The organism is Polaribacter sp. OB-PA-B3, from assembly GCF_054589375.1.
The window spans coordinates 118,797-130,862 of the sequence record NZ_BAAIIX010000005.1 but is presented as its reverse complement, the minus strand read 5'-3'; the positions used below and the strand labels follow the sequence as shown (position 1 = coordinate 130,862).

The following is a 12,066-nucleotide window of genomic DNA, read 5'->3' as shown; positions in this document are numbered from 1 at the left end:
AAAAATAAAGTCAATGAGTACTGATTTTAAAGATAAGCCAATAGTAACTAATAACGGAAAATTGGTAACTATAGAAAAAGAGTCTTTTTATAAGATTGAAAACACACATACAATGCGTCCTTTTTTTATGACCATTGTGTCAGACTCGAACCATTGGATGTTTGTATCGAGTAATGGTGGTTTAACTGCTGGTAGAAAAAATGCTCAATATGCTTTATTTCCGTATTATACAGACGATAAAATTACAGCGTTAGCAGAAACAACAGGTTGTAAAACTATTTTTAGAATAAAAGAGCAAGAAAGCACAAAACTTTGGGAACCTTTTTCTGATAGACAAGCCGGTTTGTATGATATAACAAGAAATATTTATAAGAATACTTTTGGTAATAAAATTGTTTTTGAAGAAATTAATAACGATTTAGAATTAACTTTTAAGTATGAATGGAATTCTAGTGATAAGTTTGGTTTTGTTAGAAAAGCAACTCTAGTAAACAATGCTAAAACCAATATAAATGTTGAAGCTCTAGATGGTTTTCAAGATATAATTCCGTTTGGTATTGGGTCAGATTTACAAGCAAATGTTAGTAATTTGGCAGATGCTTATAAAAAATGTGAATTAGAAGAACATGTTGGTTTAGGTATTTATGCTTTAAGTGCAATTATTGTAGATAAAGCAGAACCTAGTGAAGCATTAAAAGCAAACATTGTATGGTCTTTAGGTATCAACAATCCTACTTATTTACTATCATCACTACAAATTAATAACTTTAGAAGAGGTGTTGCTTTAGAGCAAGAAACAGCAATTAAAGCAGAAAAAGGTGCTTATTTAACTGCTTTCGAATTCAATTTACCTTCTAATTCAGAAAAAAAATGGTTGCAAGTTGCTAACGTAAATCAATCTGTAGCTGATGTTGTAGAAATTTCTGAAATAATAAAATCTAAAACTGCAGTAGAAAATTTATTGCAAGATGATATTGATTTAGGTACAAAGAACTTAATAAAATTAACGGCTTCCGCAGACGGTTTACAGTTAACAGAAGACGATTTAGTGAATACAAGACACTTTTCTAATACGCTTTTTAATATAATGAGAGGTGGAATTTTTGACGATAATTATACTATCGAAAAAGAAGATTTTATCAACTATTTACAAAAAGCAAATAAGAATGTGTTTCAAGATAATAAAGCTGAATTAAATAAATTAACTGCTGTTTTTAACTTATCCGAAGTAAAAAAGATTGCGAATTCGAGCTCAGATAAAGATTTTAAGCGTTTATGTTTAGAGTATTTACCATTAAAGTTTAGTAGAAGACACGGAGACCCAAGTAGACCTTGGAACAAATTTTCTATCAATACGAAAAATGAAGTTGACGGATCTAAAGTTTTAGATTATGAGGGGAATTGGCGTGATATTTTTCAGAATTGGGAGGCCTTAGCGCATTCTTATCCGGAGTTTATCGAGAGTATGATTCATAAGTTTTTAAATGCAACAACTTTTGATGGTTATAATCCTTACAGAGTTACAAAAGGTGGTTTCGATTGGGAAGTTATAGAAGAGCACGACCCTTGGTCTTATATTGGTTATTGGGGTGATCATCAAATTATTTATTTGCTTAAGTTTTTAGAGTTTATCGAGAAACATTACCCAAGTGAATTAACAAAATTATTTACAGAGGATATTTTTGTATATGCAAATGTGCCATACAAAATCAAATCTTACGAAGAAATATTAGAAAATCCGAAAGATACAATTGATTTTGATTACCAATTAAATGCAGAAATAGATAATAAAAGAAGTAAACTTGGTGCAGATGGAGCGCTTTTAGAAGTTAAAAATAAAGAAATTTATAAGGTTAATTTAATAGAAAAATTATTAGCAACAGTTTTAGCAAAGGTTTCTAATTTTATACCAGAAGCAGGTATTTGGTTGAATACCCAACGACCAGAATGGAACGATGCCAATAACGCTTTGGTAGGTAATGGTGTTTCTATGGTTACACTTTATTATTTACGCAGATTCTTAAATTTTTACGAGAATATAGTAAGCGAATCTTCAATTTCTGAAGTAAATATTTCTTCTGAATTACAAACTTTGTTCAACGAAGTCTTAGCTACTTTAAATAAATATCAATCTATTTTATCTAGAGATTTTACAGATAAAGAAAGAAAAACAGTGTTAGATGGTTTAGGCAAACCCGCGAGTAAATACAGATTAGATATTTATAAAAATGGATTTTCTGCAACAAAAAAAACTATATCTAAAGAAGATTTATTAGCATTTATAAATGTTACAAACAAGTACTTAGAACATTCTATTAGAGCAAACAAGCGTAAAGATAATATGTTTCATGCTTATAATTTAATGACGATAGAAAGCAAAGAAGAGGTATCAATTTCTTATCTGTCTGAAATGTTAGAAGGGCAGGTTGCTGTTTTAAGTTCTGGCTATTTATCACCAAAAGAAGCGCTTAGTTTGTTAGATGGATTAAAAAACAGTGCGCTTTTTAGAGAAGATCAGTACAGTTACATTTTATATCCAAATAAAGAGTTACCAAGATTTACAAAGAAGAATAACATCGCTAAAAACAGTGTTGAAAATTCAGAATTATTATCTGCTTTAGTAAAAGAGAATAATAAAGAAATTATTGAAAAAGATATTTTAGGAAATTATCATTTTAACGGTAATTTTAATAATGCAAATAGCTTAAAAGAAGCTCTAGGTAATTTATCAAAAGAAAAGTACCAAAAATTAATGGATAAAGACTCAGCTAAAGTTTTTGCAATTTTTGAAGATATTTTTGATCATAAATCATTTACAGGTCGTTCAGGTACATTTTTTGGTTACGAAGGTTTAGGTTCAATTTATTGGCACATGGTTTCTAAATTATTAGTTGCTGTGCAAGAAAACTGCTTATTGGCAGTAAGAAATAATGAAGATGAAGCTATTATTGGAAGACTTTTAGATCATTATTATGAAATAAATGCAGGAATTGGAGTGCACAAATCTCCAAAATTATATGGTGCATTTCCTACGGATGCTTATTCTCATACACCTGCTGGTAAAGGAGCGCAACAACCAGGTATGACAGGTCAAGTTAAGGAAGATATTTTAAGTAGATTCGGTGAATTAGGGGTTTTTGTTAAGGATGGGAAAATTGTTTTTAATCCTCGTTTATTAAAATCTTCAGAATTTTTATCAGAAGAAAAGCTTTTTAATTACGTCGCAGTTTCTGGTGTTGAAAAATCAATTAAAGTTTTAGAAAATCAATTGAGTTTTACGTATTGCCAAGTACCCATAGTTTATGAGAAATCAGGAACTAAAAATGTAATTGTTTTTTATGAAAATGGCGAAAAAGATGTTTTTAAAAAATTAGAGTTAACTCAAAAAGTTAGTACGAAATTATTCAAAAGAACCAATGAGGTGACAAGTATTAGAGTGTCATTTTAATAAAGTATTATAAAAATGGAAATGATAAAAAAGAAGAATAGTGTCCTTTATTTTGTGTGGATAATTATGCTCTTTTTTATCATTTCATGTAAAGGTAATGCAACTAAGAATAAGGTTGAAGATGGAAATTTGTCTGCATCAGAAATTCTAGGGAATGCAGAGTATTTAGCTATTTCATATGGCGGATATCGACAAAAATCAAGAGATATTCAGCCTACAATTCAAGAACTAAAAGATGATTTAAAAATTTTGTCTGCAATGAACATTAAAGTTTTAAGAACGTATAATGTTCATTTAAAGCAAGCGGCAAATTTGTTAGAAGCTATTTATCAACTTAAACAAGAAGAAAATGGTTTTGAAATGTATGTAATGTTGGGTGCTTGGATCGATTGCAAAAACGCTTTTGGGAGTAATAATAAAGCTCCTAATCATTTTGAAGAAAGTGATAGAAATACCATTGAAATAGAAACAGCTGTTACATTGGCAAAGAAATATCCAAAAATTGTAAAAATTATTTCTGTTGGTAATGAGGCAATGGTAAAATGGGCGACAAGTTATTATGTTCAGTCCAAAGTGATATTAAAATGGGTCAATTATCTTCAAAAGTTAAAGAAACAAGGCGAGTTGCCGAGTAAACTTTGGGTTACAAGTTCAGATAATTTTGCCTCTTGGGGTGGTGGTGATACAGCTTACCATACAAAGGATTTAAAACAATTAATTAAAGCTGTAGATTTTATTTCTATGCACACATATCCAATGCATGATACACATTATAATCCTGTTTTTTGGAAAGTTTATAATGATAAAAGTTTCGAAAAAATTAAAGAAGTTAAAATAGACTCTTTGATGAAAAAAGCTACAAAATATGCGATTAATCAATATGAAAATGTAAAAAAATATGTTGAAAGCCTTGGTGTTCAAAAACCGATTCATATAGGCGAAACTGGTTGGGCAACAAATTCTAATGGTTTTTATGGTTCTAAAGGATCTAAAGCAACCGATGAATATAAGCAAGCCTTATATTATAAATCTATAAGAGAATGGTCTAGTAGTAATAGAGTTACTTGTTTTTATTTTGAAGCTTTTGATGAGCAATGGAAAGATGCCGAAAATCCTGATGGATCAGAAAATCACTTTGGGTTAATTAATAATAAAAGTGAGGCCAAATATGCGCTTTGGCAATTGGTAGATAAAAATGTGTTTAAATCATTAACAAGAAATAATTTACCAATTATAAAGTCTTATAACGGGAATAAGCAAAAATTAATGGAGGCGGTTTTACTTCCCTAAATACTAAACTTATAAATGAAAAATTACGTATTAATTTTCTTATCGATATTACTTTTTACCACTTGTAATAAAGAGGTACAAACTGATGTTGTAAGTGTGGCAAAAAATAAGATTTTAGTAAATAATACACCTTATTTTATTAAAGGAATTTGCTATCATCCGGTTCCTAAAGGAAGCAATAAAAGAAGTTTTAAAAGTATAGATCAAGATTTAAAATTAATGCAAGATGCAGGCATAAACACTATAAGAGTATATGAACCTATTGCAGAGGTTGCAATTTTAAATAAATTGGAAAAAGCAGGTATTAAAGTAATTATTGGTTTTGGATATAAACAAGATGGTAAAAATGATTTGTTTTCGGGCTCTTATTTAAATTATATAGAGAAATTTAAAAATCATAAGGCAATTTTAATGTGGGAGTTGGGGAATGAATACAATTACCATCCAGAATGGTTTGATGGTGATATTTTAAATTGGTATAACGTTATGGATAAAGCTGCAGTAGCAATTCATAAAATAGATAGTAATCATCCTGTAGCAACGGCTCATGGTGAGTTGCCAGATGCTATTGCATATGAAAAGGGTAAAAATATAGATGTTTGGGGGATGAATGTTTATAGATGGGATAATCCGGAAGAAATTTTTATGCAATGGCAAAAAATTAGTTCTAAACCTATGTATTTATCAGAAGCAGGAAGTGATAGTTATATGACAATTGCTAAAGATGGTTTTGAAAAAGGAATTAACGAGAAGGCACAAGCCGCAGCTACTTCAAAAATTTTAAGCAAGATTGTAGCGAATAAAGATAAAGGTAACGGTGTAACATTGTTTTCTTTTACAGATGGTTTATGGAAAGCCGGTAATAATAATCAACAAGATATTGGCGGTTGGGCTCCTAATAGTTCTGGTGTGCCATACGACGGTTCGCCCAACGAAGAATTTTGGGGGATAGTAGATATTAATAGAAAGAAAAAAGAGGTTTTTTCTATTGTGAAAAACGTGTATTCATCTTTAGATAAAAAATAAAAATATTATGAAAATAGATCTAAAAAACATCTTATTATTTATGTCAATTTTGATGATAGTAAGCTGCGGAAAAAAACAAGAAGTTTTAGATGTAAAAATTTTTGAAACTTCTGCAAGAGGAAATAAACTTTCTAAAATAAAACCTTTTTCTGGAGACAAAAACTCATCAACAATAAAAATTAACGATCAAAAGAAGTTTCAAACGATAACAGGTTTTGGAGGTTCTTTTACAGAGTCATCTGCGTATTTGTTAAATAAATTGAGCAAAGTAAAAAGAAATCAGATTTTAGAAGCCTATTTCGGAGAATCAGGTGCTAAATATTCTCTTACCAGAACTCATATGAATTCATGTGATTTTTCATTATCAAATTATTCTTATACACCAGTCGCAGACGATGTAGAATTAAAACATTTTTCTGTTGCTGAAGATAAAGATGATATTATACCTATGATTAAAGATGCAATGGCGATTTCTAAGGATGGTTTTAAAATTATTGCTTCTCCCTGGTCTGCTGCACCTTGGATGAAAGATAATAATAGTTGGGTTGGTGGTAAATTATTGCCAAAATATTATGATACATGGGCTTTGTTTTTTTCTAAATATGTGGATGCTTATAAGAATGAAGGAATAGATATTTGGGGCTTTACCGTAGAAAATGAACCGCATGGAAATGGTAATAATTGGGAAAGCATGCATTATTCACCAAAAGAAATGACGGATTTTGTTCAGAATTATTTAGGGCCAAAATTAGAAAATGAAGGCAAAGGAGATGTTAAGATTTTAGGATACGATCAAAATAGAGCAGGTTTAAAAGAGTGGGTAGATGAAATGTATAAAACCGAAGAAAGCGCTAAGTATTTTGACGGAACAGCAATTCACTGGTACGAAAGCACGTACGAGGTTTTTCCGGAGGCTTTGCAATATGCTCATCATAAATCTCCAAACAAATATTTAATAGAAACAGAAGGTTGTGTAGATTCTGAAGTGCCAAAATGGAAAGATGATTTATGGTATTGGTCTAAAGAAGCAACAGATTGGGGTTGGGATTGGGCTTCTGAAAAAGATAGACATTTACACCCAAAATACGCGCCTGTAAATAGATATGCAAGAGATATTATTGGTTGTTTAAATAATTATGTAGATGGTTGGGTAGATTGGAATATGGTTTTAGATACACAAGGCGGACCCAATTGGTTTAAGAATTGGTGTGTTGCACCTGTAATTGTAGATCCAGAGAAAGACGAAGTGTATTTTACACCAATATACTACACTTTAGCTCATTTTAGTAAATACATAAGACCAGAAGCTGTAATAATAGAAGTTACAAATTCTGATAAAGATTTACAAGTAATAGCAGCCAAAAATCCAGATGATTCTATTGCTGTAGTAGTTTTTAATGAAGGCTTCAATCAAAAAAGTTTCACTTTAAATTTTTTAGAGAAATCGGTATCTATAAAAATTGATGCACAAGCAATTCAAACAATTATTATTCCCGCAATCTAAAAAATATGGAATCAACTAATTTATTAAAAAAGAAAAAAGTTTCTTTCGGACAAAAAGTTGCTTTTGGTTTAGGGATGTTGGCAAATCAAATGTTTCCCGCAGTATTAGGAATTTTTACTGTGGTTTTAGTAGAAAATTTGGGTTTTCCTGGTTGGATGTTAGGTGTTTTATATTTTCTTCCTAGAATTTTTGATGCAATTACAGATCCTATTATGGGGTTTATTTCAGATAACACTAAGTCAAAATGGGGTAGAAGAAGACAATATGTTTTAATTGGTGCAATTATAATGGGTGTTTCGTTTGCTTTGATGTGGCAAATGTATACATCAAACTCTGTAAACTATAATTTTACGTATTTCTTACTTTGGTCTTTTGTCTTTTATTTAGGGTTAACCATTTTTAGTGTTCCATATGTTGCTATGGGCTATGAAATGAGTGATGATTTTCATGAACGAACAAATATAATGGCGACAGCGCAATTAATTGGGCAATGGGCTTGGGTAATTGCTCCTTGGTTTTGGGTTTTAATGGCAGATACAACATTATTTACGTCTGGCGATGTTGCAACTAGATCTTTAGCAATATATGTAGCAATAGCTTGTGCTTTTTTGGCTGCGGTACCTGCAATTTTTATCAAAAGTAAGTCAACTTTAAATGAAAATTACTCGTCTTTAACATTAGGTAATATCGGTGGTAGTTTTAATGAAATAATAGAAGGTTTTAGAGCTGCTTTAAAAATTGAACCTTTTAAAAAATTATGTATTGCAACTTTTTTAATATTTAATGCTTTCAATACAATTGCAGGTTTTTCTTACTACATTATTAAATATTACTTATTTGCTGGAAACGAATCTAATTTTGGTCTTTGGCCCACTTTATTTGGAAGTGTTGGTGCAATAGTAACTACTTTTTTAGTAATACCTATTGTAGCTAAAATGTCTAAAAAAATGGGTAAGAAAAAAGCATTTTTAATTTCTCAAGGTATTTCTGTAGTTGGGTATATACTACTTTGGTTTTTATTTATACCGGGTAAACCATATATGTTTTTGTTTGCGTTACCATTCTTTTCTTTTGGTATTGGAAGTTTATTTACTTTGATGATGTCTATGACTTCTGATGTTATTGATATCGACGAGTTAAATACAAATAAAAGAAGAGAAGGTATTTTTGGCGCAATTTATTGGTGGATGGTTAAATTTGGATTAGCAATTGCAGGTTTATTAAGTGGATTAATTTTAACTTTTGTAAATTTTGAATCTGGTGCGGCTATTCAAACTGAAGAATCAATGTTTGGGTTAAGAATTTTCTTTTCGGGATTACCAATCTTAGGAACTTTGGCAGCAATGTACGTAATGAGAAATTATGATGTTACAGAAGAAAAAACATTGCTTATAAGAGCTGAGTTAGATAAAAGAAATAGCAATACATAGCCAATTTAGTGGCTTATTTTAAGGTATTTGTAGCACAACATAATTATATTTGTATCTAGTTTTATATCTTGAAAAATACCTTAACTGCTTGTTATATAGTTAATTTGTTAATTGTTAATTCTTGTTTTCTGTATTTTATTTTTGCTGTAAGATATTTTAAAACCATACATTACCTATACAACAAGATTTTATTTATTATTTTATTTTAGTCAATAAATAAATTGTTTCTAATTTTTCTTATTATTACTGGTTTTGTGGTTATTTGATAATAAAATCATTATTATTTTATGATGTATGTTTTTTGTTGTGGTGTTTTTTAAGGATTGTTAAATATTTTAAGTTAATATTGATTAATTAACTAAAAAACAATTAACACATGAAAAAAATTACTTTATTACTTCTTTTAATAACTGCTTTTGGATTTGCTCAAAACACTGTAAGTGTTGATGGTTCAAAAACATGGAGTGGTTATGTTAATGCTTTTAATACTTCTGATGATAGTTATGCTTTTGGTTTTAGTTATGATGTTCAGAACCTAAAAACTACGGTTGCAGCTTCTTCAGTAACATTACAACCTAACTTTGCTATTTGGTCGGCAGAAAATACAAATACATCTTGGTTTGATAATGCAACAACTCCAAATAAGTATATAGAAGCAAGTTCTTATGTAGAAAATAACGGATTAGCAGGTTCGGATTTAACTTTTTCTGCAAATTTAGATGCTTTTACCATGGATTCTGCATACAAAGTTGTCGCTTTTATTAAAGCCTTAGATCCAAATAATGGTTATGCAACTGTGGTTAACAAAAATATCGTTTTAACAAACGGAATGAGCTCTTTTACCATATCTGCAACAGGTGCAGAACTGCAATCTGGTTTTATAATTCAATATGGTTTTTCTGTCACAGGTGCATTAGGAGATCCTGCAAATGAAGCATCATTAGGTAGTGTTGTAGTTACTGAAAATGCGAGTGATAATTCTGGAAATGCAACTAATGATGGTGTAACTATCGATGGTTCTAAAACTTGGAATGGATATGTAAATGCATTTAATACTTCGGATGACAGTTATGCTTTTGGATTTTCTTATGATGTTGCAAATTTAAAAACTACTGTTGCAGCTTCAACGGTAACATTACAACCAAACTTTGCTATTTGGTCGGCAGAAAACACAAATGCATCTTGGTTTGATAATACAACAACACCAAATAAATATATAGAAGCAAGTTCTTATGTAGAAAATAACGGATTGGCAGATTCAGATTTAACTTTTTCTGCAAATATTGATAGTTATACAATCGATGCTGGTTATACAGTTGTTGCATTTATAAAAGCTTTAGATCCTAATAATGGTTATGCTACAGTTGTAAACAAGAATGTAACATTAACTAGTAGCATGTCTTCTTTCTCTGTTTCGGCATTAGCTGCAGAGTTACAAGCAGGTTTTATAATTCAATACGGTTTTTCTGTAAAAGGTGCTTTGGGTAATCCGTCTAACGAAGCTAGTTTAGGTAGTGTTGTTTTAAGCTCTAATGCGGCAGTAGCAAGTGTAGATAGAGATTCTTTATTAAACATTTCTATGTATCCTAATCCTACAAATAATTACTTAAATATTTCTTCGGATAATATAATTTCTAAAATTAGTGTTTATAATATTTTAGGTAAACAAGTAAAAAATATTCAAATAAATGAAAAATCAAAAAGTATTGATGTATCAAATTTGAGTAAGGGAGTTTACATGATTAAATATACAATAGATAATGCTGTTGGTAGTTTAAAGTTTATGAAAAATTAGAGTTTCATTATTTTTTTAAAAACGTCTAGATGCTTTAATGTTTCTAGACGTTTTTTTCTTTATAAATATTTATTTTAAAAGTGCTTCTAAAGTTAAAAGGTCTAAAACACCATCTGATAAAAAATTGTTTTTAGTTTCAAAATTCTTAATTATATTAAAAGTTTCTTTTTTATAAACACCATCTAATTCTAGTTTGTATCCTTTTTTTATTAAAATCTTTTGAATTTCAAAAACAATTGGATGTTTGCTTCCAAACTTAATTTGAGGAGTATTCTTAAATAACGTGATTAACTTATTTTTGTAAAGATTTTTATTGTAGGTTTTTAAATCAATACCGTTTTTATCTAAAAATTCAATTTCTTTATTTGTTAATCCTTTCGATTTTAATTCCGAAGATTTAGATAAAATATCTTCATAATATTTAACAACGGCTAATTTTTTAGCATAGGTTTCAACAGCAATTTTGGTTTTATTATCATCGTCCTCTGGCGTTCTTACATCTATGTTGTTTGCAGACCATTGTAGCATAACATAACTATTAAGTTCTTCTACAGACTCATAATACTTTAAAACAATATCTTGGTTATAATGTTCTAAATCTACAGTTTTTGAAGATGTATAATTAACCTTTGGTGAGTTGTATCTTTTGTACTGATTGTATTTTCCGTAGCCAATTAAAATAACAATAATTAACAACAAAAAAATGATAATTTGTTTCATAAAAAATAAGTTGTAGTTAGGTATGCAAAAGTAATAAAATAGCTCTACTTAAACTGCATTTAAATATACCCAATGATTATTTTCAATACAAAATATAGAATGTTCTTTAATTGTTTCTAAACTTCCGTTTTCTATAAAAAATGCAGTAAATTCTACACTATTATCCGTAGAATTATGAATTTGAAGTTTTACCCAATCAACAGATTGTGTCCATTTCTTTAATTCTTTATACTCTCTATTAGACAATCTTGTTGTACTGTGATGACTTTTATGTAAATAATTTATATTACCCAACACAAAAGCACTGTATCTAGAACGCATTAATTCTTCTGATGTTTCTGCAGAGAAAATATTATCATGAGTTTTTTTGCAGCAATTTTTATATAATTTATTTGGATTGCAAGGGCACTTCATACTTAATTTAATATTTCATTTTTTTTAATTCTAAAGCACCTTTCTTCTCCTAAATAATTTGGGTTACCAAACTCTTCAGACCAAAAACCATCTAGAATATCTTTTGATAGGCACCTGTATACAGCTGTTCCTTTGTAAATATTGTTTTCATCACCCTGATATTCAAAATTAATAACCAAGATATTATCTTTAAAAAAACCTTCGCCAAATTGTTGTTGGCTCTTATTAATTAGCCAAACGGCTTTAAGTTTATTGTTGTTTAATAAGCTTAAATTTAAAATGCCTTTATAGGTGTTTTCAGTATTATCTTGATTTTTACCTATTATTTGATATTCACCAACTAAATCTTCTATTTGCATCATTGTTATTAAGATTACAAAGGTAAATGTTTCTTGATTAACAAATAAAAACCACTCAATTTGAGTGGTTTTTTTTATTA

Annotated in this window: 9 protein-coding genes; 6 read left to right on the top strand and 3 right to left on the bottom strand. The window is 29.4% G+C overall.

From position 1 onward, the window contains the following. Positions 1–13: 13 nt before the first annotated feature. The 6 genes from ACYPV9_RS10685 (at position 14) to ACYPV9_RS10660 (ending at position 10,493) form a co-directional block, all read left to right on the top strand. Positions 14–3,448 (top strand): hypothetical protein, encoded by a 3,435-nt coding sequence (locus tag ACYPV9_RS10685; RefSeq protein WP_459743591.1) that lies wholly within the window; start codon positions 14–16, stop codon positions 3,446–3,448. A gap of 21 nt (positions 3,449–3,469) precedes the next feature. Then, the gene (locus ACYPV9_RS10680) at positions 3,470–4,738 is read left to right on the top strand and encodes a glycoside hydrolase family 17 protein (protein ID WP_459743764.1); all 1,269 of its coding nucleotides are present in this window, start codon (positions 3,470–3,472) and stop codon (positions 4,736–4,738) included. A 15-nt stretch (positions 4,739–4,753) separates the two neighbouring features. Further along, positions 4,754–5,764: a glycoside hydrolase family 2 TIM barrel-domain containing protein gene (locus tag ACYPV9_RS10675; RefSeq protein ID WP_459743589.1), complete on the top strand. Its 1,011-nt coding sequence runs from the start codon at positions 4,754–4,756 to the stop codon at positions 5,762–5,764. Between the two features lie 7 nt (positions 5,765–5,771). Then, positions 5,772–7,268: a glycoside hydrolase family 30 protein gene (locus ACYPV9_RS10670; protein WP_459743588.1), complete on the top strand. Its 1,497-nt coding sequence runs from the start codon at positions 5,772–5,774 to the stop codon at positions 7,266–7,268. Positions 7,269–7,273: 5 nt separating this feature from the next. Continuing rightward, a complete protein-coding gene (locus tag ACYPV9_RS10665) occupies positions 7,274–8,698 on the top strand; it encodes an MFS transporter (RefSeq protein WP_299061463.1) in 1,425 nt (474 codons plus the stop codon). Positions 8,699–9,074: 376 nt separating this feature from the next. Continuing rightward, positions 9,075–10,493 carry a T9SS type A sorting domain-containing protein gene (locus tag ACYPV9_RS10660; protein WP_299061460.1) on the top strand — a complete coding sequence of 473 codons (1,419 nt, stop codon included), beginning with the start codon at positions 9,075–9,077 and terminating at the stop codon, positions 10,491–10,493. Between the two features lie 69 nt (positions 10,494–10,562). On the opposite strand, the gene ACYPV9_RS10655 is transcribed toward ACYPV9_RS10660, so the two are convergent. Genes ACYPV9_RS10655 through ACYPV9_RS10645 form a run of 3 tightly spaced genes read right to left on the bottom strand, consistent with a single transcriptional unit; the run spans position 10,563 to position 11,986 of the window. After that, positions 10,563–11,213: a peptidoglycan-binding domain-containing protein gene (locus ACYPV9_RS10655; protein ID WP_459743585.1), complete on the bottom strand. Its 651-nt coding sequence runs from the start codon at positions 11,211–11,213 to the stop codon at positions 10,563–10,565. A gap of 48 nt (positions 11,214–11,261) precedes the next feature. Beyond that, positions 11,262–11,627: a YchJ family protein gene (locus ACYPV9_RS10650; RefSeq protein ID WP_459743583.1), complete on the bottom strand. Its 366-nt coding sequence runs from the start codon at positions 11,625–11,627 to the stop codon at positions 11,262–11,264. Positions 11,628–11,629: 2 nt separating this feature from the next. Next, the gene (locus tag ACYPV9_RS10645) at positions 11,630–11,986 is read right to left on the bottom strand and encodes a hypothetical protein (RefSeq protein ID WP_459743762.1); all 357 of its coding nucleotides are present in this window, start codon (positions 11,984–11,986) and stop codon (positions 11,630–11,632) included. Positions 11,987–12,066: the final 80 nt, after the last annotated feature.

What these genes read in the sequence shown, in the direction of transcription:
- ACYPV9_RS10685 (WP_459743591.1), top strand. Translation starts at nt 14, where the DNA reads ATGAGTACTGATTTTAAAGATAAGCCAATAGTAACTAATAACGGAAAA.
- ACYPV9_RS10680 (WP_459743764.1), top strand. Translation starts at nt 3,470, where the DNA reads ATGATAAAAAAGAAGAATAGTGTCCTTTATTTTGTGTGGATAATTATG.
- ACYPV9_RS10675 (WP_459743589.1), top strand. Translation starts at nt 4,754, where the DNA reads ATGAAAAATTACGTATTAATTTTCTTATCGATATTACTTTTTACCACT.
- ACYPV9_RS10670 (WP_459743588.1), top strand. Translation starts at nt 5,772, where the DNA reads ATGAAAATAGATCTAAAAAACATCTTATTATTTATGTCAATTTTGATG.
- ACYPV9_RS10665 (WP_299061463.1), top strand. Translation starts at nt 7,274, where the DNA reads ATGGAATCAACTAATTTATTAAAAAAGAAAAAAGTTTCTTTCGGACAA.
- ACYPV9_RS10660 (WP_299061460.1), top strand. Translation starts at nt 9,075, where the DNA reads ATGAAAAAAATTACTTTATTACTTCTTTTAATAACTGCTTTTGGATTT.
- ACYPV9_RS10655 (WP_459743585.1), bottom strand. Translation starts at nt 11,213, where the DNA reads ATGAAACAAATTATCATTTTTTTGTTGTTAATTATTGTTATTTTAATT.
- ACYPV9_RS10650 (WP_459743583.1), bottom strand. Translation starts at nt 11,627, where the DNA reads ATGAAGTGCCCTTGCAATCCAAATAAATTATATAAAAATTGCTGCAAA.
- ACYPV9_RS10645 (WP_459743762.1), bottom strand. Translation starts at nt 11,986, where the DNA reads ATGCAAATAGAAGATTTAGTTGGTGAATATCAAATAATAGGTAAAAAT.